Annotated in this window: 20 protein-coding genes; 16 read left to right on the top strand and 4 right to left on the bottom strand. The window is 69.3% G+C overall.

All coding sequences use genetic code 11. The features are described 5' to 3' along the window. Window positions 1-56 precede the first annotated feature (56 nt). From AC3ANK_RS16125 to AC3ANK_RS16180, 12 genes are all read left to right on the top strand, one after another. Window positions 57-248 carry a hypothetical protein gene (locus AC3ANK_RS16125; protein WP_206862166.1) on the top strand — a complete coding sequence of 64 codons (192 nt, stop codon included), beginning with the start codon at window positions 57-59 and terminating at the stop codon, window positions 246-248. A gap of 103 nt (window positions 249-351) precedes the next feature. Continuing rightward, a complete protein-coding gene (gene ilvD, locus AC3ANK_RS16130; RefSeq protein WP_206862167.1) occupies window positions 352-2136 on the top strand; it encodes a dihydroxy-acid dehydratase in 1785 nt (594 codons plus the stop codon). Between the two features lie 37 nt (window positions 2137-2173). Then, complete coding sequence (gene ilvC / locus AC3ANK_RS16135; RefSeq protein ID WP_206862168.1) at window positions 2174-3190, top strand: ketol-acid reductoisomerase; 1017 nt, start codon at window positions 2174-2176, stop codon at window positions 3188-3190. Further along, window positions 3190-4929, top strand: a complete 1740-nt coding sequence (ilvG, locus tag AC3ANK_RS16140; RefSeq protein ID WP_206862169.1) for an acetolactate synthase 2 catalytic subunit — start codon at window positions 3190-3192, stop codon at window positions 4927-4929. The genes ilvC and ilvG overlap by 1 nt, the downstream gene beginning before the upstream one ends. Then, window positions 4913-5149, top strand: coding sequence for an ACT domain-containing protein (locus AC3ANK_RS16145; RefSeq protein WP_115844200.1), 237 nt, complete (start codon window positions 4913-4915; stop codon window positions 5147-5149). Before ilvG ends, AC3ANK_RS16145 begins: the two co-directional genes overlap by 17 nt. After that, a complete protein-coding gene (locus AC3ANK_RS16150) occupies window positions 5140-6096 on the top strand; it encodes an aminotransferase class IV (protein ID WP_206862170.1) in 957 nt (318 codons plus the stop codon). Before AC3ANK_RS16145 ends, AC3ANK_RS16150 begins: the two co-directional genes overlap by 10 nt. 1 nt (window position 6097) lies before the next feature. Next, the gene (locus AC3ANK_RS16155) at window positions 6098-7180 is read left to right on the top strand and encodes a threonine dehydratase (RefSeq protein WP_484171530.1); all 1083 of its coding nucleotides are present in this window, start codon (window positions 6098-6100) and stop codon (window positions 7178-7180) included. Continuing rightward, window positions 7177-8754 (top strand): 2-isopropylmalate synthase, encoded by a 1578-nt coding sequence (locus AC3ANK_RS16160; RefSeq protein ID WP_206862172.1) that lies wholly within the window; start codon window positions 7177-7179, stop codon window positions 8752-8754. Before AC3ANK_RS16155 ends, AC3ANK_RS16160 begins: the two co-directional genes overlap by 4 nt. A gap of 23 nt (window positions 8755-8777) precedes the next feature. After that, the gene (gene leuC / locus AC3ANK_RS16165) at window positions 8778-10226 is read left to right on the top strand and encodes a 3-isopropylmalate dehydratase large subunit (protein WP_206862173.1); all 1449 of its coding nucleotides are present in this window, start codon (window positions 8778-8780) and stop codon (window positions 10224-10226) included. Continuing rightward, entirely contained in the window at window positions 10226-10840 is a 615-nt protein-coding gene (gene leuD, locus AC3ANK_RS16170) for a 3-isopropylmalate dehydratase small subunit (RefSeq protein ID WP_206862174.1), read from the top strand. The genes leuC and leuD overlap by 1 nt, the downstream gene beginning before the upstream one ends. Beyond that, entirely contained in the window at window positions 10830-11918 is a 1089-nt protein-coding gene (leuB, locus tag AC3ANK_RS16175) for a 3-isopropylmalate dehydrogenase (protein WP_206862175.1), read from the top strand. Before leuD ends, leuB begins: the two co-directional genes overlap by 11 nt. A 60-nt stretch (window positions 11919-11978) precedes the next feature. Next, window positions 11979-12587, top strand: coding sequence for a hypothetical protein (locus AC3ANK_RS16180; RefSeq protein ID WP_206862176.1), 609 nt, complete (start codon window positions 11979-11981; stop codon window positions 12585-12587). A 38-nt stretch (window positions 12588-12625) separates the two neighbouring features. Here the strand turns inward: AC3ANK_RS16180 and AC3ANK_RS16185 are convergent, their stop codons facing one another. Beyond that, window positions 12626-15790, bottom strand: coding sequence for an efflux RND transporter permease subunit (locus AC3ANK_RS16185; protein ID WP_206862177.1), 3165 nt, complete (start codon window positions 15788-15790; stop codon window positions 12626-12628). A 7-nt stretch (window positions 15791-15797) separates the two neighbouring features. Next, window positions 15798-16859: an efflux RND transporter periplasmic adaptor subunit gene (locus AC3ANK_RS16190; protein ID WP_206862428.1), complete on the bottom strand. Its 1062-nt coding sequence runs from the start codon at window positions 16857-16859 to the stop codon at window positions 15798-15800. 146 nt (window positions 16860-17005) lie between these two features. Here AC3ANK_RS16190 and AC3ANK_RS16195 point away from each other — a divergent pair, with 146 nt between their 5' ends. From AC3ANK_RS16195 to AC3ANK_RS16205, 3 genes are all read left to right on the top strand, one after another. Further along, window positions 17006-17752 (top strand): TetR/AcrR family transcriptional regulator, encoded by a 747-nt coding sequence (locus AC3ANK_RS16195; RefSeq protein WP_206862178.1) that lies wholly within the window; start codon window positions 17006-17008, stop codon window positions 17750-17752. A 127-nt stretch (window positions 17753-17879) separates the two neighbouring features. Continuing rightward, window positions 17880-18539 (top strand): protein-L-isoaspartate O-methyltransferase family protein, encoded by a 660-nt coding sequence (locus AC3ANK_RS16200; RefSeq protein ID WP_242525296.1) that lies wholly within the window; start codon window positions 17880-17882, stop codon window positions 18537-18539. A 70-nt stretch (window positions 18540-18609) separates the two neighbouring features. Next, entirely contained in the window at window positions 18610-20028 is a 1419-nt protein-coding gene (locus tag AC3ANK_RS16205) for a TolC family outer membrane protein (protein ID WP_206862179.1), read from the top strand. A gap of 165 nt (window positions 20029-20193) precedes the next feature. On the opposite strand, the gene AC3ANK_RS16210 is transcribed toward AC3ANK_RS16205, so the two are convergent. Continuing rightward, complete coding sequence (locus AC3ANK_RS16210; protein WP_320415213.1) at window positions 20194-21105, bottom strand: acid phosphatase; 912 nt, start codon at window positions 21103-21105, stop codon at window positions 20194-20196. A gap of 119 nt (window positions 21106-21224) precedes the next feature. Beyond that, window positions 21225-22520, bottom strand: a complete 1296-nt coding sequence (gene waaA, locus AC3ANK_RS16215; RefSeq protein WP_206862431.1) for a lipid IV(A) 3-deoxy-D-manno-octulosonic acid transferase — start codon at window positions 22518-22520, stop codon at window positions 21225-21227. 109 nt (window positions 22521-22629) lie between these two features. Here waaA and lpxL point away from each other — a divergent pair, with 109 nt between their 5' ends. Beyond that, window positions 22630-23562: an LpxL/LpxP family Kdo(2)-lipid IV(A) lauroyl/palmitoleoyl acyltransferase gene (gene lpxL / locus AC3ANK_RS16220; protein WP_206862180.1), complete on the top strand. Its 933-nt coding sequence runs from the start codon at window positions 22630-22632 to the stop codon at window positions 23560-23562. Window positions 23563-23565 lie beyond the last annotated feature (3 nt).

Consider the following 23565-nt stretch of genomic DNA (forward strand, 5'->3'; position numbering starts at 1 on the left):
GCAGTTACGAAAGAAACTGTTGACACGGCCATTCCGGCCGTGTTTCTCTCGATCCCATGACGCAGCGCAGCAACCACTTGCAGACCGCATCGGGCCGGGGCCAACGCTCCGCCGACGCCGCGTCGCAGGCTGACGCGCGTCGCATCGCCATCGCACTTCTGATGAAGGCCGCGCCCATCGCGGCCTCGCTCATTCTTGTACTCGTACTTATTACCGGGCTTGCCAGCGCGGAGTACGGGTTTGTGTAAGTAGGAACCACACACCCAGGTCGATACCCAAGACCCCGCGCCCGAAACGGCGCGGGGTTTTTGTTTTCGCCCTGCGGAACGTCCAGCCAGGAGATCGCCGTTCGTGAGAAGCAACGCCATCAAGCAGGGCCCCGCACGCGCTCCCGCACGCGCCATGCTGCGCGCGACCGGGTTGAGCGACGAGGCGATCGCCAAGCCGCTGGTCGCGGTCGTGCACACCTGGTCGGACGTCTCGCCGTGCAACTACACGCTGCGCGACCTCGCGCAGCACGTACGCGCGGGCGTGATCGAGAACGGCGGCACGCCCATCGAATTCAACACGATTGCGGTCACCGACGGCATCGCGATGGGCTCGGACGGCATGCGCGCCTCACTGCCCTCGCGCGAGACCATCGCCGATTCGATCGAGCTCGCCGTGAATGGCCACTGCCTCGATGCGATGGTGCTGCTCGTCGGCTGCGACAAGACGATCCCGGCAGCGGCGATGGCGGCGGCGCGGCTCGATATCCCGACCGTGATCCTCTACGGCGGCACGATCCTGCCGGGCAAATGTGCGAGTCCCTCGCAAAAACCCGCACATCCATGTGCGGACTCTTCACAAAAAGCATTGACGATCCAGGACGTGTTCGAGGCCGTCGGCGCGCATTCGGCCGGCCGCATCGACGATGCCGAGCTGCATCGCATCGAGTCGCACGCCTGCCCCGGCGCGGGCGCGTGCGGCGGGCAATTCACCGCGAACACGATGGCGATGGTGCTGACCTTTCTCGGCCTGTCGCCGTTGCAACTCAACGACATTCCCGCCGTGCATGCCGACAAGCCCGCCGCCGCGCGGGCCTGCGGCGCGCTGGCGATGCAGCGTTTGCGCAACGGTGGTCCGGGACCGCGCGAGATCCTCTCTCCCGCAGCGCTGCGCAACGCTGCGTGCGCGGTCTCGGCCACCGCGGGTTCGACGAACGCCGCACTGCACCTGCTGGCGATCGCGCACGAAGCCGGCGTCGCGTTCGACCTGGAGGAATTCGAAGCCGCCGCGCGCACGCCGGTGATCGCCGACCTCAAGCCCGGCGGCCGCTATACCGCTGCGGAAATGTTCGAGATGGGCGGCGCGGCGCTGGTCGCGCGCGAACTGCGTGCCGCGGGCCTGATCGAGGACATCCCGACCGTCACCGGCCGCAGCTTCTTCGCCGAACTCGATGACGTGCCCGCGCCGGGCGCGCAGGACGTGGTGCGCCCGGTGTCGGATCCGTTCAAGCCGCGCGGCGGCTATTCGATCCTCTACGGCGATCTCGCGCCGGAAGGCTGCATCCTCAAGCTCGCCGGCCACGGCATCGAACACTTCGAAGGCACCGCGCGCGTCTTCGATTCGGAAGAAGCCGCGTTCAACGCCGTGCAGGCGCGCCAGATCCGCGCGGGCGACGTCGTCGTCATCCGCTTCGAAGGCCCCGCGGGCGGCCCCGGCATGCGCGAGATGCTCGCCGTGACGGCCGCGCTCGTCGGCCAGGGCCTGGGCAACGACGTCGCGCTGATCACCGACGGCCGCTTCAGCGGCGCGACGCACGGCTTCATGGTCGGCCACATCTCGCCCGAAGCCGCGCGCGGCGGGCCCATCGCGAACCTGCGCGACGGCGATCGCGTGCGCATCGACGTGAAGACGCGCCGCATCGACGTCGACGCCGACCTGCGCACGCGCCCCACCGCTCGCATTGCGCCGCGCGTCGCCACGGGCGTGCTCGCGAAGTACGCCGCGCAGGTGAGTTCGGCCTCGCGCGGCGCGGTCACGGCGCCCGGCCCGCTCGATGCGGCCCGCGCGAAGTCGCGCGACATCCCCGTGCAATTCATCGAGGAAGCGCCCGTGACGCCCGAAGAAACGAAGGAACTGTTCCTCGCCTGACCCTCCGCACCGCCCTCCATCCACTACGGACACGATCATGACCACCCAGCAAAAACCCCGCGTCGCCATCGTCGGTTACGGCAGCCAGGGCCGCGCGCATGCCTTGAACCTGCGCGATTCCGGCTTCGACGTCACCGTCGGCCTGCGTCCGGGCGGCCCGACCGAGATCAAGGCGAAGGCCGACGGCTTCACCGTGAAGTCGCCAAGCGAGGCGGTGAAGGACGCCGAACTCGTCGCCGTGCTTACGCCCGACATGGTGCAGCCGCAGCTCTATGGCGAAGTGATCGAACCCAACATCGCGCAGGGCGCGTGCCTGCTGTTCGCGCACGGTTTCAACGTGCATTACGGGCAGATCACGCCGCGCGAGGACCTGGACGTCGTGCTCGTCGCGCCGAAGGGCCCGGGCGCGCTGGTGCGTCGCGAATACGAGATCGGCCGCGGCGTCCCGTCGGTCTATGCCGTCTACCAGGACAAGAGCGGAAACGCCGAGCAGCTCGCGCTGACCTACTGCGCCGGCATCGGCGGCGCGCGCCAGAACGCGATCCGCACCACGTTCAAGGAAGAAACCGAAACCGACCTGTTCGGCGAGCAGGCCGTGCTCTGCGGCGGCGCGACCAAGCTGGTGCAGGCGGGCTGGGAAACGCTGGTCGAAGCCGGCTACCAGCCGGAAGTCGCGTATTACGAGTGCCTGCACGAGCTGAAGCTGATCGTCGACCTGTTCTACGAGGGCGGCATCACGCGCATGCACGAGTTCATCAGCGAAACCGCGCAGTACGGCGCGCTCACGCGCGGCACCTACGTGGTCGACGACAACACGCGCGCACAGATGAGGAAGATCCTCACCGAAATCCAGGACGGCACGTTCGCGCGCCAGTGGATCGCCGAATACGCCGCGGGCAACGCGAACTACAAGGCGCTGAAGGAAGGCGACCTGACGCATCCGATCGAAGCGGTCGGCAAGAAGCTTCGCGCGAACATGAAGTGGCTTTCGACCGCGCCGCAGGCCGCGTCTGCCGCCACCGAAAAGCGCCAGGCGCAGACAGAGGCCGCGTGATGAACGGTGCCCGCTGGCTGGTGCAGGCCCTGGCGGCCGAAGGCGTCGATACGCTCTTCGGCTACCCGGGCGGCGCGATCATGCCCTTCTACGATGCGCTGCACGGATCGCAGCTCAGGCACGTGCTCGTCCGCCACGAACAGGGCGCGGCCTTCGCGGCGAACGGGTATGCGCGGGCCAGCGGGCGCGTGGGCGTATGCGTGGCGACGTCCGGTCCGGGCGCATCGAACCTGGTCACCGGCATCGCCGACGCGATGCTCGACTCGGTGCCGATGGTGATCATCACCGGGCAGGTCGCCACGCCGCTGATGGGCACCGACGCGTTCCAGGAACTGGACGTGTTCGGCATGACGATGCCGATCGTGAAGCACAGCTTCCTGCTGCGTCGCGTGGACGAGCTGCCGAACGTCGTCGCCGAGGCGTTCCGTATCGCTCGCTCGGGCCGCCCGGGGCCGGTGCTGATCGACCTGCCGAAGGACGTGCAGGTCGGCGACGCATCGCATCTTCCGCTGCACGTGCCGGCGGAAATCGACGACGTGCCCGCGCCGAAGGACGCCTCGCTGCACGCGGCGCTCGCGATGATCTCGCAGGCGAAGAAGCCCGTCGTGTACGGCGGCGGTGGCATCGCGCTGGGCGATGCGGTGCAGGCGTTCCGCACGTTCGTCGACGCCACGCAGATCCCGACCGTGCTGACGCTGAAGGGCCTGGGCGCGCTGCCGTCGAACCATGCGCTGAACCTCGGCATGCTCGGCATGCACGGCAGCCGCGCGGCGAACCTGGCGGTGCAAGAAAGCGATCTGCTGATCGTCGTCGGCGCGCGCTTCGACGATCGCGCCACCGGCAAGCTGGCGGAGTTCGCGCCGAACGCCCGCGTCGTCCACATGGACCTGGACGCGTGCGAGATCGGCAAGCTGCGCCACGCCGATGCCGCCGTGTGCGGCGACATACGCCGCACGCTGACCGCGCTCACCCTGCCCTGCGCCGCGCACCTGCACGGTCGCAACGGCGCGGCGCGGCGCGAATGGCGCGCGATCTGCCAGCAACGCATGCACGAATTCGCCGCGCGCTACGACGCGCCGGGCGACACCGTGTACGCACCGTCGCTGCTGAAGCGCCTGTCGGAACTGTCGCCCAACGCGATCGTCGCCTGCGACGTCGGCCAGCACCAGATGTGGGTCGCGCAGCACTGGCGCTTCGGCACGCCGCGCCAGCACCTCACCAGCGGCGCGCTCGGTGCGATGGGCTTCGGCCTGCCGGCGGCGATCGGCGCGCAACTGCAATCGCCCGACGCGTCGGTCGTGTGCGTCAGCGGCGACGGTTCGTTCCTGATGAACGTGCAGGAGCTGGCGACGCTGCGACGCTACGGCCTGCCGGTGAAGATCGTGCTGCTCGACAACCAGGCGCTCGGCATGGTGCGCCAGTGGCAGGAGCTGTTCTTCGACCGGCGCTATTCCGAGATCGACCTGTCCGACAACCCCGACTTCGGCGCGGTCGCGGCGGCGTTCGGCGTGCAGGCGCTGCACGTCGATCGCGCCGAATCCGTCGAAGCCTCCCTGCAGGCGCTGCTCGCCACCGACGGCCCGGCGCTGCTGCACGTCGCCATCGACCAGGCCGCGAACGTGTGGCCGCTGGTTCCGCCCAACCACAACAACGCGCAGATGCTCGATCCGGAGCTTGACGCCGGCGCGTCGAACGAACCCACCCCCACCGAGGATCCCCGTCATGCGATACCAGCTTGATCTCACGCTCCGTCAGGCCGAAGGCGCGCTGTCGCGGGTACTGGGCGCGGCCGAACGCCGCGGTTTCCGCCCGCTCGCCGTCGATGGCGAAGCGCAGGCCGATGGCGACCGCTGGTACCTGCGGCTGACCGTCGAAGGCGAACGCGACGAAGCCAACCTGCAGCATCAGCTCGAGAAGCTCTACGACTGCCTCGCGGTGGAGGTGTCGCCATGTCGGTGATCGCACCCGAAGCCGTCGCCTCGCGACAACCCGCGGGCAAGCCCATCGAGCTGCGCGACGACGCGCGCCGTCCGGGCATGCCACTGCTGTGGTTCGATGGCGAACTGACCGCCGCCGATACGCCGCACGCGCCGCTGACCACGCACGCGATGCACTACGGCACCGGCGTGTTCGAAGGCATCCGCAGCTACGCCACGCGCGATGGCGCGGCGGTGTTCCGCCTGCCCGAGCACCTGGAGCGCATGCGCAAGGGCGCGGACCTGCTGGGCATCGACTTCGACGTCGACGCCGCGTTCGACGCCACGCTGCAGACGCTGCGCGCCAACGGGCATCGCGATGCGTACGTGCGCCCGCTGACGTGGCTGGGCAACGGCGCGGACGGCGTGACCGTCGGACTGGATGTGCCGGGCCTGAGCCAGCACTTCATGGTGCTGACGCTGCCCACCGTCGTGCACCTCAACGGCAAGCGTTCGCGCCTGACGGTGTCGCCGTGGAAGCGCAATCCGGCTTCGTCGTTGCCGCCGCTGAAGCTGTGCGGCGCCTACATCAACTCGATCCTAGCCAAGCGCGAATCGCGCCTGCGCGGCTTCGACGAAGCGCTGTTCGTCGACGAAGACGGTTACGTGGTCGAGTGCACCGGCGCCAACGTGTTCATGGTGCGCGGCGGTGAGGTCACGGCCGTGTCGCATCGCGACGCGCTGCCCGGCATCACGCGCGACAGCGTGATCGCGCTGAGCGGCGCGCAATCGCGCCCGGTCACGCATCACGAACTGCTGGATGCCGACGAAGTCTTCGTCTGCGGCACGGCGGCGGAGATCGCGCCGATCAGCGCGCTCGACCGGCGCGAGTTCGGCGACAACCCGATCACGCGCGAGCTGCAGGCGCTGTACGGGCGCGTCGTTCGCGGCGAAGAGTCGTCGTACACACACTGGCTGACGGCCGTCTGACATGGACGGCGACGTACCCACCGACGTACGCGTCACCGCGGCCGACGTGCTCGCGGCACAGGCGCGGCTGCGTCGCTACCTGCCGGCGACGCCGCTGCATCACGCCGAACGCTTCGGCTGCTGGCTGAAGCTGGAGAACCTGCAGCGCACCGGTTCGTACAAGGTGCGCGGCGCGCTCAACGCGCTGCTCGCCGCGCGCGAACGCGGCGATCATCGACCGGTGATCGCCGCCTCCGCCGGCAACCACGCGCAGGGCCTGGCGTGGTCGGCGTATCGCCTTGGCGTCAACGCGATCACGGTGATGCCGCGCGGTGCGCCGCAGACCAAGATCGCGGGCGTCTCGCACTGGGGCGCCACGGTGCGTCTCCACGGCGACACCTACGACGAAGCCAAGGCGTTCGCCGCCGAACTGGCTTCGCAAAACGGCTATCGCGTGCTGTCCGCGTTCGACGACCCCGACGTGATCGCCGGCCAGGGCACGGTCGGGCTGGAACTGGCCGCGCTCGCGCCCGACGTCGTACTGGTGCCGATCGGCGGCGGCGGCCTTGCCTCGGGCGTGGCGCTCGCGCTCAAGTCGCAGGGCGTGCGCGTGATCGGTGCGCAGGTCGAAGGCGTGGATTCGATGCTGCGCGCATTGCGCGGCGACCGTACCCCGCGTGACCCGGCGGCGACGCTCGCCGACGGCGTGCGCGTGAAGGAACCCGGACACCTGACGCAGCGGCTGCTCGCCGAACTGCTCGACGACGTGGTCGTCGTGCGCGAAGCCGAACTGCGCGAAACGCTGGTGCGCCTGGCGCTGGAAGAACACGTCATCGCCGAAGGCGCAGGCGCGCTGGCGCTCGCTGCCGGCCGCCGCATCGCCGGCAAGCGCAAGTGCGCGGTCGTGTCCGGCGGAAACGTCGACGCGGTCGTGCTCGCGCAACTGCTGTCCGACGTGCGCCCGCGCGCGCCGCGACGCCCGCGTCGCCGTCATCGCGACGCCGCACCCGCGCTGGAGCCGGCCATCGCGACCCTGAGTCCCGCTTTCCCATCCAAGCCGCGCGCCGCCGTCGTCGCGCGCGACCACGAGGAGCTCACCGCATGAACGACCCCGCCGCCCGAGTACGGATCTTCGACACCAGCCTGCGCGACGGCGAGCAATCGCCCGGCTGCAGCATGACCGCGCCGCAGAAGCTCCGCTTCGCGCACGCGCTTGCCGAGCTGGGTGTCGACGTGATCGAAGCGGGCTTTCCGGCGAGTTCGGAAGCCGACATGGACGCCGTGCGCGCCATCGCGCGCGAGGTTCGCGGTGCAACCGTCGCGACGCTGGCACGCTGCCACGTCGGCGACATCGAAGCCTGCGCGCGGGCACTCGACGGCAGCGTGCATCCGCGCATCCACGTGTTCATCTCCACCAGCCCGCTGCATCGCGAACACAAGCTCGGGCTGACGCGCGAGCAGGTGATCGAACGTGCCGTCATGGCGGTCGAGCTGGCCAAGCACCACGTGGACGACGTCGAGTTCTCCGCCGAGGACGCGCTGCGCACCGAGCCGGATTTCCTCGCGCAGGTCTGCATTGCCGCGGTGCAGGCTGGCGCGCGCACGCTCAACATTCCCGACACCGTCGGTTACACCACGCCGAGCGAGATCCGCACGTTGTTCGAATACCTGCGTGCGTCCGTGATCGAATCGGGCGTGCCGGGCGCGAAGGACGCGGTGTTCAGCGCGCACTGCCACAACGACCTCGGCCTGGCGGTGGCGAACTCGCTGGCCGCGATCGAAGGCGGCGCGCGACAGGTCGAATGCACGATCAACGGCATCGGCGAGCGCGCCGGCAACTGCGCGTTGGAAGAACTGGTGATGGCGCTGCGCGTGCGCGGCGAGTACTACGGCGCGCACACGCGCATCGACACGCGCCGCCTGGTGCCCACCTCGCGCCTGCTCTCGCGCATCACCGGCATGGCGGTGCAGCGGAACAAGGCCGTGGTCGGGCAGAACGCCTTCGCGCACGAGTCGGGCATCCACCAGCACGGCATGCTGAAGCATCGCGGTACGTACGAGATCATGCGACCGGAAGACGTCGGCTGGGCGCAGTCGCAGATGGTGATGGGCCGCCACAGCGGGCGCGCCGCGCTGAGCGACCGCCTGCAGGCGCTGGGCTTCACGCTGCCCGAAGCGCAGCTCAACGCGGTCTTCGCCGGCTTCAAGTCGCTGGCCGAAAAGAAGCGCGAAGTGTTCGATGCCGACCTGGAAGCGCTGGTGCTCGGCGCCGACGCACGCGCGGCGCGCGGGCACCGCCTGGCGCGTTTCCACGTCAGCACCGGCGTCGCGCAGGACAGCCTGCCGACGGCCAGCGTGCAACTCGTCGATGCCGAGGGCGCATCGGTGAGCGAGGCTGCCGTCGGCGATGGCCCCGTGCATGCGCTGTTCGCGGCGCTCGCGCGCGCCACCGGCATCGCGCTGGAGATCGACAGCTACCAGGTCTCCAACGTCACCACCGGCGACGACGCCCAGGGCCAGGCGCAAGTGATCGCGCGCGTGGACGGGCGCGAGTTCACCGGCTCGGGCACCAGCACCGACATCCTCGAAGCCAGCGCGCTCGCGTGGCTCGACATCGCCAACCGCCTGCAGCGCACGCGCGCGCAGGCCGCAGACACGCGCGCCGCTGCGATCGCCTGACCTCATTCCAGAAAGCCAAGTCAATGACGAGCCAACCGAAAACCCTGTTCGACAAACTGTGGGACGCCCATGTCGTCACGCCCGAATCCGAGGCGGCGCCAGCGATCCTCTACATCGACCTGCACCTGATCCACGAAGTGACCTCGCCGCAGGCCTTCGCCGAACTCGACGCGCGCGGTCTGCCGGTGCGTTGTCCGGACCGCACCAAGGGCACGCTCGACCACTCCACACCGACGTTGCCGGTCACTGCCAACGGGCAGCGTCCGTACGTGAACGACGAAGCACGTGCGCAGGTCGACACGCTGCGCGCGAACTGCGCACGCTTCGGCGTGGAGCTGTTCGATTACGACAGCCCGCAGCGCGGGATCGTGCACGTGATGGGACCGGAGCTCGGCCTGACCCAACCCGGCCAGACCATCGTCTGCGGCGACAGCCACACGGCCACGCACGGCGCATTCGGCGCGCTCGCCTTCGGCATCGGCACCAGCGAGGTCGGCCACGTGCTCGCCACGCAGTGCCTGCTGCAGCGCAAGCCCAGGACGCTGGCGATCACGGTCGATGGCGAACTCGGTCCTGGTGTCGGCGCGAAGGACCTGATCCTGCACGTCATCGGCGTGATCGGCGTCAATGGCGGCACGGGCCACGTCATCGAATACCGCGGTTCGGCCATCCGTTCGCTGTCGATGGAGCAGCGCATGACGGTGTGCAACATGTCGATCGAAGCCGGCGCACGCGCGGGCCTGATCGCGCCCGACGATGTCACGTTCGACTATCTGCGCGGCCGTCCGCGCGTCCCGCAGGGCGAGGCGTTCGACGCGGCCGTTGCGCGATGGAAGGCGTTCCGCACCGACGAAGGCGCGACGTTCGATCGCGAAGTGCGCATCGATGCACGCGACATCCAGCCCACGGTCACCTGGGGCACGCATCCGGGACAGGTCGCCGCCGTGTCCGCGCACGTTCCGGGAAGCGACGATGCGGATGAAGCGAAGGCGCGCGACTACATGGGCTGGGACGCGAACGCCGCCGTCGCCGGCCGGCCGGTGGACGTGGTGTTCGTCGGCAGCTGCACCAACTCGCGACTGTCCGATCTGCGCGAAGCGGCGGGCGTGTTGCGCGGACGCCGGGTGCATCCACGCGTGCGCATGCTGGTCGTGCCCGGTTCCGAACAGGTCAAGCGCGAGGCGGAGCGCGAAGGCATCGACCGCATCGTGCGCGAGGCCGGCGCGGAGTGGCGCGAGCCCGGCTGTTCGATGTGCATCGCGATGAACGGCGACATCGTCGGCGCGGGCCAGCTGGCCGTTTCCACCAGCAACCGGAACTTCGAAGGCCGACAGGGCAAGGGCGCGCGCACCGTGCTCGCCTCGCCGGCCACCGCTGCCGCCTGCGCGGTCGCCGGCGAGATCACCGACCCGCGCCCCTACCTCACCACGCTGCCCGCGCCGCACGCCGCCGCCGAGCTGGAGACCGCCTGATGCAGCCGCTGACCGAAGTCGTATCGCGCACCATCGTGCTGCGCGAACGCAACATCGACACCGACCAGATCATTCCCGCACGCTTCCTCACCACGACACAGCGCAAGGGCCTCGGAAAACACGCGTTCAACGACTGGCGCACGCTGGCCGACGGCTCGCCGGACCCGGAATTCCCGTTCAATCGCGCGGAGAATGCGGGCGCCCGCATCCTCGTCGCCGGCCGCAATTTCGGCTGCGGCTCCTCGCGCGAGCACGCGCCGTGGGCACTGACCGACCTCGGCCTGCGCGCGGTGATCAGCGCGGAGATCGCCGACATCTTCCGCAGCAACGCGCTGAAGAACGGGTTGCTTCCGATCGTGCTCGACGAACGCATCGTCGATGACCTGCTGGAACAGCCCGGCGTCGAACTCCGCATCGACGTGGCCCAGCGCAGCCTCACGCTGCCCGATGGGCGTGTCGTGCGGTTCCCGCTCGATGCGTTCGCGCAGACCTGCCTGCTCGAAGGCGTCGACCAGCTGGGCTATCTGCTGAAACAGGGCGACGCGATCGCCCGCTTCGAATCCGCGCGCGACGCGCAGGCATCGCAAACCCGGGAGTTCCGTCATGCAAGCTGAAATCCTCGTTCTGCCGGGCGATGGCATCGGTCCGGAAGTCACTCATGCGGCGGTGCAGGTGCTGCGCGCCGTCGGGCAGCGCTACGGGCACGCCTTTCGCTTCACCCAGGAACTGATCGGCGGCGCCGCCATCGACGCCACCGGCGAGCCGTTGCCGGCGCGGACGCTGGACGCCGCGCGTCGCGCCGACGCGGTGCTGCTCGGCGCGGTCGGCGGACCGAAGTGGTCCGATCCTGGCGCGAAAGTGCGCCCGGAACAGGGCCTGCTCGCGATCCGCAAGGCGCTGGGGCTGTACGCGAACCTGCGTCCGGTGAAGCCGCATCCGGCGGCGTTGGGTGCCTCGCCGATCAAGCCGCACCTGCTCACCGGCGTCGACCTGCTGGTCGTGCGCGAGCTCACCGGTGGCGTGTATTTCGGCCAGAAGCAGCGCACGGCGACGTCGGCCAGCGATCTGTGCGAATACACCGTCGAGGAGATCGAACGCGTGATGCGTCGCGCCTGCATGCTCGCGCGCGGACGTCGCGGGCGCGTGACGTCCGTCGACAAGGCCAACGTGCTGGAAACCTCACGGCTATGGCGCGACGTCGCCACGCGCGTCGTCCGCGACGAGTTTCCCGAGATCGCACTCGAACACCAGCTGGTCGATTCGATGGCGATGCACCTGCTCGCGCGACCACGTGAGTACGACGTGATCGTCACCGAGAACATGTTCGGCGACATCCTGACCGATGAAGCGTCGATGCTGGCCGGATCGCTCGGCCTGCTGCCGTCGGCGTCGCTCGGGGAGGGGCGCGTCGGCCTGTACGAACCGATCCACGGCTCCGCGCCCGACATCGCCGGCCGCGGCATCGCCAATCCGTACGCGACGATCCTCAGCGCGGCGATGCTGCTGCGGCATTCGCTGGACCTGGAAGCGGAGGCGCGCTGCGTGGAGAAGGCGGTCGATGGCGCGCTCGCGGCGGGCGTGTTCACCGCCGACCTCGCCGTGGACGGCCGCGGCGTGTCCACGCAGGCGGCCGCGGCGGCGGTGCTGGAGCAACTCGAACTGGAATGCCAGCCGGTGGTGATGCGCGACTGAACCGCACTGGGCCAGGGTCGCATTGCCGACTTCACGCGGTTCGGGCTAGCGTGGGCGCCCATGAGCCCACGCCCTGCCCTTGCCATCGCCTTCGCCGCCTGCCTTGCGGCGTGTTCCTCCACGCCCGACGACGACGCCATGGCGCCGCAGGACGCGTTCTTCCACCATGTGGCCGGGCTGTGCGGGCAGGCGTTTGCCGGTCGCATCGCGGTGGATCGCCCGCCGACGCAAGGCGATCCGCTCGCCGGCAAGGCGCTGATCATGCACGTGCGCGAATGCAGCCGCGACACCATCCGGATTCCGTTCTACGTCGGCAGCGACCGTTCGCGCACCTGGGTGCTCACCCGCACCGCGAGCGGCCTGCGCCTCAAGCACGACCATCGCCTGCAGGACGGCACGGAAGGCGCGCTGAGCCAGTACGGCGGCGACACGGTCGACGTCGGCACGTCGGAGCGGCAGGAATTCCCGGCCGATGCGGCATCGAAGGCGTTGTTCCAGCGCGAGGACCGCGCGTCTTCGGTCTCGAACGTGTGGGCGATGGAGATCGAACCGCACGAACGCTTCGTCTACGAACTCACGCGGCCCGGCCGCGAGGTGCGCATCGAGTTCGACCTGGAACATCCGATCCCCGCGCCGCCTCCGCCGTGGAGCGTCGCGCCGAAGAAGTAAGAAAGGGGCGCCGCGAGGCGCCCTTTTCATGTCCGGATTCACGCCGTCTCCGGCGCCCTCACCCGGAACCACGCCGCATACAACGCCGGCAGGAACAGCAGCGTGAGGAACGTGGCGACGGTCAGGCCGCCCATGATCGCCACCGCCATCGGCCCGAAGAACGCGCTGCGCGACAGCGGGATCATCGCGAGGATCGCGGCGAGCGCGGTCAGCACGATCGGGCGGAAGCGCCGCACCGTCGCTTCGACGATCGCCTGCCACGGTGCGGCGCCTTCGCCGATGTCGTGTTCGATCTGGTCCACCAGGATCACCGAGTTGCGCATGATCATGCCGGCCAGCGCGATCGTGCCCAGCATCGCGACGAAGCCGAACGGCACGCGGAACACCAGCAGGAACAGCGTCACGCCGATCAATCCCAGCGGCGCGGTGAGCAGCACCATGAAGCTGCGCGAGAAACTGCGCAGCTGCAGCATCAGCAGCGTGAACACGACGAACACGAACAGCGGCATGCCGGCGGCGATGGACTTCTGGCCGCGCGCGGAGTCCTCCACGCTGCCGCCGATGTCGATCGAGTAGCCGTAGGGCAGCATCGAACGCAGGCCGTCGAGCGTCGGCGAGATCTGTGCGGTCACCGTCGCCGGCTGCGTGCCGTCGTAGATGTCGGCGCGCACGGTCATCGTGGGCTGGCGGTCGCGATGCCAGATGATGCCTTCCTCGAAGCCGTAATCGAGCGTGGCGATCTGCGTGAGCGGCACGCTCTTCCCGCTTTCGGTCGGCACCATCAGGCTGCCGAGCATGTCCAGGCGCAGGCGTTCCTCGGTCGGGCCGCGCAGCAGCATCTCGATCAGTTCGTTGCCTTCGCGGTACGTGCTGACGTGCGAGCCCGACAGCGAACTCGACAGGAACTGCGACAGCCGCGCCGAACTCACGCCCAGCGCGCGGGCGCGCTCCTGGTCGACGACCAGGCGCACGACCTTGTTCGGCTCGTCCCAGTCCAGGTTGACGTTCACCACGTGCGGGTTCTCGCGGATCTTCTCACGCACCTGGTAGGCGATCTTGCGCACCTGGTCGATGTGCTCGCCCGACACGCGGAACTGCACCGGATAGCCGACCGGCGGCCCGTTCTCCAGGCGCGTCACGCGCATCTGCAGTTCCGGGAAACGCTGGAACACGTCTTCGATCAGCCAGTTGCGGATCTCCTCGCGCGATTCCAGATCCTTCGGCGTCAGCACGAACTGTGCGAAGTTCGCCGCCGGCAGCTGCTGGTCGAGCGGCAGGTAATAACGCGGCGAACCGGTACCGACGTAGGCGACGAAGTTCGCCAGGTCCTTGCGCTGCGCGAGGATCTTTTCGAAGCGCTGCGCCTGTTCGGTGGTCGCGCGCAGCGAACTGCCTTCGGCCAGTTCCATGTCGACCATGAGTTCCGGTCGCGTGGAATCGGGGAAGAACTGCTGCGGCACGAAGCGGAACATCACGATCGACAGCACGAACGCGCCCGCCGTCACCGCGATGACCAGCCAGCGATGGCGCACGCAGAACGTCACCCACTCGCGGAACCGCACGTAGAACTTCGTCGCGTACGGATCGTGCGCGTGGCCGTCGATGGGCGGTTTGGGCGCGATGTAGTCGTGCAGCTTCGGGAAGCGGCTGGCGATGCGTTCGCGGAACGCGTGCCAGCGGTACGGGATCGAACCCGGCTTCAGCGGTTTGGCCGCGTGCCCGTAATCCGGCAGCAGCTTGTCACCGAGGTACGGAATGAACGCAACCGCCGCGACCCAGGACACCAGCAGCGCGATGGTCACCACTTCGAACAACGAACGCGTGTATTCGCCCGTGCTCGACTTCGCGGTCGCGATCGGCAGGAAGCCGGCGGCGGTGATGAGCGTGCCGGTGAGCATCGGGAACGCCGTGGAATCCCACGCGAACGCGGCGGCCTTCAGTCGACTGAAGCCCTGCTCCATCTTGATGGCCATCATCTCCACCGCGATGATCGCGTCGTCCACGAGCAGGCCGAGCGCGAGCACCAGCGCGCCGAGCGAGATCTTGTGCAGGCCGACGCCGAACAGGTCCATCGTGGCGAACGTCATCGCAAGCACCAGCGGAATCGACAGTGCGACGACGAAACCGGTGCGCAGGCCGAGCGAGAAGAAGCTCACCAGCAGCACGATCGCGACGGCTTCGGACAGCACGCGCACGAACTCGCCGACCGATTCGGTGACCGCGGCGGGCTGGTCGGCGACCTTGCGCAGCTGCATGCCGGCGGGCAGCGTTTCCTGCAGCTGCGCGAACTGCGTCTCCAGCGTCTTGCCGAGCTTGAGGATGTCTCCGCCTTCCTTCATCGCCACGCCGATACCGATGGCGTCCTCGCCCATGAAGCGCATGCGCGGCGCCGGCGGATCGGAGAAGCCGCGCTTCACGTCGGCCACGTCGGCCAGGCGGAACGTGCGGTCGCCGACGCGGATCGGGAACTCGCGGATCTCGTCGACCGACTTGAACTTGCCGCCCACGCGCAGCGGCACGCGCGTGCTCCCGGTCTCGAAGAAGCCGGCGGGCACCATCGCGTTCTGTTCGTCCAACGCCTGCTGCACGGCGGCGGCGGGAATGCCGAGCGTGGCGAGCTTCACGTTCGACAGTTCGATCCAGACTTTCTCGTCCTGCACGCCGAACAGCTCGATCTTGCCGACGTCGGGCTGCTTCTGCAGTTGCAGCTGCACGCGCTCGGCGTAGTCCTTCAGCACGGCGTAGTCGAAACCCTTGCCGGTGAGCGCGTAGATGTTGCCGAAGGTGTCGCCGAACTCGTCGTTGAAGAACGGTCCGACGACGTCGCCGGGCAACGTCGGCTGGATGTCGCCGATCTTCTTGCGCACCTGGTACCACAGCGGCGGGATGTCCTTCGATCGCAGCGAATCGCGGGCGACGAAGATCACCTGCGATTCGCCGGCGCGCGAGTACGAGCGGATGAACTCGTACTGGCCGGTTTCCATCAGCTTCTTTTCGATGCGCTCGGTGACCTGGCGCGAGACTTCCTCGGCGGTCGCGCCCGGCCACAGCGTGCGGATCACCATCACCTTGAACGTGAAGGCGGGATCCTCGCTGCGGCCCAGCCGCAGGTACGAGAACGTGCCGGCGATGGCCATCACCAGCATCGCGTAGATGATGAGGCTGCGGTGGCGCAGCGCCCATTCGGAAAGGTTGAAGCGCATGGCGGCCTCAGCGCGCGGCGGCGGCTTGGGCGACCGCGACCGGACGGTTGTCGCGGTCGACCGGCTGCACCTTCTGTCCGTCGCGCAGCAGATGTCCGCCGGCCGCGACGACCCATTCGTCCGCCCGCAGGCCGGACTTCACCGGCACGCGGTCCTCGCCGAACGCGCCGGTCTGCACCGTGCGCAGCTTCGCCGTCGAGGTCTTCGCGTCGACGACGAACACCGAGGCATTGCCGTTCTCGCGCTGGAGCGCGGCGATCGGCACGCTCAGCGAGCCGTTGCCGTTGGTGGGCAGGTAGACGCGGGCGCTCTGGCCCAGGTCGATCGCGCCGGCCGGCGCATCGACGGTCACGCGCGCGGCGAACGTGCGGGATGCCGGATCGGCCGCCGGCGCGATCTCGCGGATGCGGCCGTTCCAGCGCTGGCCGGGGCGCGACCAGGCTTCGACCTGCACGGCCTGTCCCGGGCGGACGTTCGCGATCATGCCTTCGGGCAATGCGAAGGCGACTTCGCGCACGCCGTCGGCGGCGAGCGTGAACACCGACTGCCCCGCCGCGACGACCTGCCCCGCTTCGGCCTGGCGCGCGGCGATGACGCCATCGCGCGTGGCGCGCAACTGCGAGTAGGCGGCCTGGTTGCGGGCGACTTCCAGGTCGGCGCGCGCGGCGTTGACCTGACCCTGCGCGGCGGTGGCGGCGGCGTTCTGGGCGTCGAGGGTGGAACGGCTCACCAGCTGGTCGTTCGCGAGCTTCGCGAAACGGGCCTGGTCTGCGCGGGCACGGCCGAGTTCGGCCTCGGCGGCGGCGAGTTGCGCCTGCGCGGCGCGGGCCTGGGCCTGGAGGTCGCCGGGATCGAGCGTCGCCAGCACCTGCCCGGCGCGCACGTGGTCGCCGACATCGACGTTGCGCTGCACGAGCTTGCCGCCGACGCGGAACGACAGCGGGCTTTCCTCACGCGCCCGGACTTCGCCGGCGAACGCGCTGGCGGTGTGGTCGGACGCGGTCGGGCGGGTCACCAGCACCGGGCGCGGCGCTTCCTCGACCGCGTCGCCCTGGCCGCAGGCGGCCATCAGGAAGGGAGTACAGCCGAGCAGCGTCCATGCGGCGAGTCGGAACGCAATGGAAGGGGAACTGCGCATTGCGGGGGTCCCTGCGGTTAATTAATGTACCTGTGAGTACTGTATAAATATCAAACTGATTAGTCTAGTATTGCCGCATGACCGCTTCACGCCAGCCCGCCGCGCCCCGCACGGGCGCCGCCAGCCCGCCGGCCGCTCCTGACAAGGCGGGCGCTCCCGCGAAACCGGCCGGCCCCGGCCGTCCGAAGGACATGGGCAAGCGCGCCGCCATCCTGGAGGCGGCGAAAAGAATGTTTACTCAGCACGGCTTCGACGGCGCGAGCATGGACCAGATCGCGGCCGAAGCCGGCGTCTCCAAGCTCACCGTCTACAGCCACTTCGGCGACAAGGACGCGCTGTTCCTCGCCGCGGTCGAATCGCACTGCGATCTGTCCCTGCCGTCCTCGCTGTTCGAGCCCTCGCCCGACACGCCGTTGCGCGATCGGCTGATGGACATCGCCCGCGCGTTCTATTCGATGGTGACCGCTCCGGAGGCGATCGCCGGCCATCGCATGCTGTGCTCCCCGCAGATGTCGAACTCCGGTTTGCCGAAGCTGTTCTGGGAGGCCGGCCCGATGCGCGTGCAGGCCGATTTCGCGGCGCTGCTGCAGCGGCGCATCAAGGCCGGCGAGCTGGAAGTGCCCGATGTCGCACGCGCCGCCGGACAGTTCTTCAGCCTGCTCAAGGGCGAGCCGCACGCCTGCCTGGTGTTCGGCGGCCCGGGGCCGGCGGATGCGGAAATCCAGGCGCACCTGGCCGCGGCGGTGGACCTGTTCCTGCGCGCCTACCAGGTGCGGGACGCCGCGCCGGGCAAACCTGCCGGCGCAGGACGGTCGCGCCGATGACATCGGTCTTGGTTACTTCTGGCACTCAGTCGCTTCCGGGGGCGCCGCCATCCTGTGCGCCGCGCCCGCGACGGCCGGCAGCGGCATTCCCGGTACAATTCGCGGTCTTCCGCGCGAGAGTCACGTAATGAGCACCCCCATGGATTACAGCAAGGCACGCGAATTGATGGTCGAGCAGCAGGTACGTCCCTGGGACGTGCTCGACGGCCGCGTGCTCGACGTGATGGCGGCGCTGCCGCGGGAGGCGTTCCTGCCGGTGGCGCACCGCAATCTCGCCTACGGCGACCTGGCGCTGCCGCTGGGCCATGGCGAGTTCACGATGAAGCCGGTGCTGCAGGGCCGCGCCCTGCAGGCGCTCGCGCTGGATCCGGCCGACGACGTGCTCGTGATCGGCGCCGGCACGGGTTACCTGGCCGGCTGCGCAGGCCGCCTCGCGCGCGATGTCGTCGCGCTGGAGCGCCACGCCGACCTCGCGCAGGCCGCGACCGCCGCGCTGTCCGAGCAGGCCGTGGACAACGCCCACGTCATCGTCGCCGACGCCTTCGCCTGGACGACCGATCGCCGCTTCACCGCGATCCTGGTCGCCGGTGCGGTGGACACCATCCCGCAGCGTTTCATCGACTGGCTGGAGCCGAACGGCCGCATGTTCATCGTGCGCGGTCGCTCGCCGGCGATGGAAGCGGTGCTGGTGCGCAACGATGTCAACGCGCCGCGCATCCAATCGTTGTTCGAAACCGATCTTCCCTATCTTGCCGGCGCGGCCCCCGCCCCGGCGTTCAAGTTCTGACGCAGTACCCCCCACACGCCTGCAGAACGCGGGCGGCTCAACAAGAACGCAAAACGGACAAGGACATCGCATGATCCGCCGCCCGCTCGTCATCGCCCTCGCCGCTGCCGTGAGCCTGTCGGCCCTGTTGCCGGCCACGGCCTCCGCCGAAGACCTCCTGCAGACCTACGAGCTGGCACGTACCGCCGATCCGCAACTCGCGGCGGCCGAGTCCAACCGCCTGGCCATCCGCGAAGGCGCGGTGCAGACGCGCGCGGCGATGCTGCCGCAGATCGACGGCTCGGCCTCGATCACCAAGGGTCGCAGCTACCAGCGCGGCAACACGTCGATCGATCCCGACGGCGGCATCAACACCGGCGACAGCGACACCGAGAGCACCACGCGCAGCACCGGCGTGAACCTCAGCCAGATGGTCTACGACCGCGCGAACTTCACCCGCCACAAGAGCGCGAAGGCGCTCTCGCAGGCGGCGGATTTCCAGCTCGCCGCGTCGGGCAACGACCTGATCACGCGTACGTCGGAAGCGTATTTCAACGTGCTGATCGCGCTGGAATCGCTGGCCGCCGCCGAAGCCGCCGAAACCGCGCTGAAGAAGCAGTTCGACTACGCGTCCAAGCGACTGGAAGTCGGCCTGGCGCCGATCACCGACGTGCACGAAGCCCGCGCCCAGTACGACAGCGCGCGCGCCAACACGATCCTGGCCCGCAACGCGGTCGAGGATTCGTACCAGGCGCTGGCGGAAATCACCGGCCAGCAGATCCGCAACGTGCGTGGCCTGCCGAAGGACTACCAGCCCTCGCTTCCGGAATCGCGCGACGCCGACGGCTGGGTGCAGACCGCCATCGAGAACAACCCTGCCCTGCGCGCGAAGGAACTGCAGGTCGCCTCCACCGAGGCCGACGTCGAGACCGCGCGCGCCGGCCACTGGCCGCGCCTGTACCTCAACGGTTCCTATGGCGACTCCGAAACCTGGGGCGAACGCGAGATCCTGGACGCCACGCGCGACATCGACGGCCGCACCTTCGGCCCGTCGGTCGGCCTGACGCTGTCGGTGCCGATCTTCTCCGGCGGCGCCACGCAGTCGGGCGTGCGCCAGGCGCTGGCGCGCCGCGACGTCGCGCAGGATGAGCTGGAACAGCAGAAGCGCCTGCTCGTGCGCAACACGCGCAACGCCTACCAGACGCTGGTGGCAAGCATCAGCGAAGTCGAGGCGCGACGCCTCGCGCTGGTCTCGGCGCAGGCCGCGTACGACGCGTCGCAGGTCGGCCTGGAAGTCGGTACGCGCACGGTGCTGGACGTCCTGCAGAACCAGAACAACCTGTTCACCGCGCAGCTCGAGTTCGCCCGCGCGCGCTACAACCACCTGCAGAGCCGCCTGTTGCTGGAACAGGCCGCCGGCACGCTCGACGTCGCCGACGTGCAGGACGTGAACCGCCTGCTCACCGCGGACACCGAGTCGCAGCTGTCGCCGGGCGATGTTCCGGGGTGAGGTAGGCCGCTTACGCGGCGCTGCCGCGTGGCCTGCCGAACGCCCGGCCATGGATGGCCGGGCAAGGCGCTCGGTCGCCGACTACGAACCGCCACGGATGGCAACGACCGTTCCCAAAAGCAGTTGCCCGCTCTGCCCAGTGATGGACGTAGCGTGGTGTAAGTCTTAAAGCAGCCCGTCGATCGGAATGCCCAGCGCCGCCGCTTCGGCGCCGCAATCTTCCGAAGGCGCCTGTCCTGCGGCGCGCATCGACTGCACTTCCTGCGTCGCGGCGGCGACATCGGCCTGGAAGGTGGCGTTGGACTGCAGCTTCGCGAACGTGCCGGAGGCGATCGTGCGCCCGGCCAGGACATCGCTCTGCCAGTGCGCGTTGCACACCAGGCGGCTCTCGCCGAATGCGCGTCCGCGCGCAAGCAATGCGTCGGTGCGGTCGGGCGCGATCTGCGTCAGCACCAGCGCCCACATCCAGCCGATCGAGGTATGTCCGGACGGATACGAACCATCGTTGCGCAGCGCCGCCTCGTCCTTCGGCGCGCACGTGCCTTCCTTGTAGAAGACGAAGGGCCGCGTGCGCTTGTAGTGGTCCTTCGCCGCATACGTGGCGAGCCCCGCGTCGGTCGCCGTGCGGCGGAGCAGTTGATAGAGCCGCGGCGAACCCTGCTGCGACACCGGCACCCCGAGCGCGCACGAGAAAGCGCCCGCAACGTGCGGGAAGCCCAGATCCGCATCGAAGGTCGCCAGCGTGTCGCGCGCGGTGCCGCGCAGCTTCTGCGACGCGCGGCTGACCGCCTGGTCCTGCTTGAAGGCCGGCGAACCTTCCTCCGGCGGCGCGGGCAGCAGTTTCAGGCTGTTGGGCAGGTCGCGCCCGAGATAGCCCGCCAGTATCCCCGGGCGGATTTCCGGCACGGCTTCGGCGATCGAAGGCGCCGTCGCGGCCGGAAGCATCGATGGGGCCTCCGTCTGCGTCGCCGGCTTCGTCGCGCAGGCAGACAGTGCGAAGGTCGCCGCGATTGCGATCGCCGACGTCGCCAGTGACGCGATGCCATGCGGCAGGTGCTTTCCGGAGGACTGGCCCACGTCACTTGCTCCTTCAGGTGATCTCCGTCGCCAGATGCATCACCGGGCGTTGACGGGCCGTGAAGTGTGCCGGCGCACGCGGGCCCGCACCATCGGAGGAATCGGAAGAAGCCGCGGACTCAGGTCGCCGGCGGAAGCAGCGGCGCGAGCAGTTCGATCGTGCGGGCGAGCGCCCCGCGACCGGTTTCCACCAGCGCGCGACCGGCCTCGGTCATGCGTTGCCGACGCTGTGGATTGCCCAGCAGTTCGGCCAGCGCGCGCTCGACGTGCTCCGCGTCCGGCGCGACGCACAGTGCGCCGGCGTCCTCCAGGCGCTGCGCGATCTCGACGAAGTTGTGCAGGTGCGGGCCGGTGACGATGGCGGTGCCGGTCGCCGCGGGTTCGAGCAGGTTGTGCCCGCCGATCGCCTGCAGGCTGCCGCCAACGAAGGCGACGTCGGCGCAGGCGTAGAAGCTCATCAATTCGCCCAGCGTGTCGATGACGAAGACCGCATCGTCGGCCTGCGGCCACTGCTGGCGGGAGCGCGTGGACACGGACCAGCCCGCGGTTCGCGCGAACTCCGCGACGGGACGGAAGCGTTCGGGATGGCGCGGCGCCCACAGCAGCAGCAGGTCGGGGAAGCGCGCGCGCAACTGGCGATGGATGGCTATCACCGCCGGTTCCTCATCCTCGTGCGTGCTCGCGGCGATCCACACCGGACGGCCGCCGCACCGCGCGCGGCACAGGCCGGCGAAGCCGGCGAGGTCCTCGGGCACGGCGACGTCGAACTTGAGATTGCCAACGACCGCCACCTGCTCCGGGCTCGCGCCCAGGCGCACGAAGCGCTCGCCGTCGGCACGCGACTGCGCGGCGACGGTGCGCACCGTGCGCAGCGCGCGCGCGACCAGCGGCGCGAGCACGCGGTAGCCGCGCAGCGAACGCTCCGACAACCGCGCGTTGAGGATCACCGCCGGGATGCCCGCATCGCGGCAGCCGAACAACAGGCTCGGCCACAGCTCGGTTTCCATGATCAGCGCCGCATGCGGACGGTAATGCGCGAGGAACCGCCCCACCGCACCGGGCAGGTCGTAGGGAAGGTAGACGTGTTCGACCGCATCGCCCCACAGCGCCTGCACGCGCTCGGAGCCGGTCGGGGTGATCGTGGTGACCAGCAGGCGCAGGTCCGGCCGCGCGCGACGCAGCGCGTTGACCAGCGGAACGGCGGCGTTCACCTCGCCCACCGACACCGCATGCACCCACAGCGTGCGCATCGGCGCGGCATCGCCGTAGAACGCGTAACGCTCCTGCCAGCGCAGGAAATACGCCGGCTGGCGCAGCCCGCGCCAGATCAGGTGGTAGACCGTGATGGGCGCCAACAGATACAGGGCGACCGAATACAGGCCGCGCAGGAGGCGCTCGATGGAGTCCGTCGGCATCGGCATAAGGATAACGAAGCCGGTGACGGCCGGGCGAAGAACATCGCATCGATCGTCGACGCACGACCGCGTCTACTGCATGCGGGCATCGGCCCCGTAGAATCGCCGGATGCCCAAGGCAGTCGAATCCCCCACGTCCCCGCCCCCGCCGCCACTCGGTCCGCGTCACTGGCCGATGTGGCTCGCGCTCGGCGTGATGTGCCTGGGCGCGCGTTTGCCGTGGTCGTTGCAGCGGGGACTGGGCAGGATCATCGGCGCGATCGCGTTGCGCATCGGCACCTCGCGTCGCAAGGCGGCACGGATCAACCTGGAGCTGTGCTTCCCCGAGATGCCGGCGGAGCAGCGCGAACGCCTGCTGCGCGAAAGCTTCCGCGACCTGGGCATCGGCTTCTTCGAGTTCGCGCGCGCCTGGTGGGGCTCGGCCACGCCGATGCGCCGCACCGTGCGCATCGAAGGGCTGGAACTGCTGGACGGCATCCGCGCGCAGGGCCGCGGCGTGCTGATGGTGTCGGGCCACTTCATGACGCTGGAGATGTGCGGTCGCCTGATGTGCGACCACCTGCCGCTGGCCGGCATGTACCGGCGCCACCGCAGTCCGGTGATGGAATGGGCGGTCAAGCGCGGTCGCCTGCGCTACGCGAAGGCGATGTTCACCAACGACGAAGTCCGCGCGGCGATCCGCCACCTCAAGCAGGGCGGTTTCCTCTGGTACGCGCCGGACCAGGACATGCGCGGCAAGGACACGGTGTTCGCGCCGTTCTTCGGCGTGCCGGCGGCGACGATCACCGCCACGCACCAGTTCTCGCGGCTGAGCGGCTGCGCGGTGGTGCCGTTCTTCCATCGCCGCGAGGGCGCCGACTACGTGCTGCGCATCGGCGCGCCGCTGGAGGATTTCCCGTCGAGCGACGCCGCCGTCGATTCCACCCGCGTCAATGCGGCGATCGAAGCGATGGTGCGCGAGGCGCCGACCCAGTACCTGTGGATCCACCGCCGCTTCAAGCGCCGGCCGCCCGGCATGACCTCGCCCTACGGCAAGCGCTGAAGG

It is taken from the genome of Lysobacter sp. SCRH-1R (assembly GCF_057747855.1).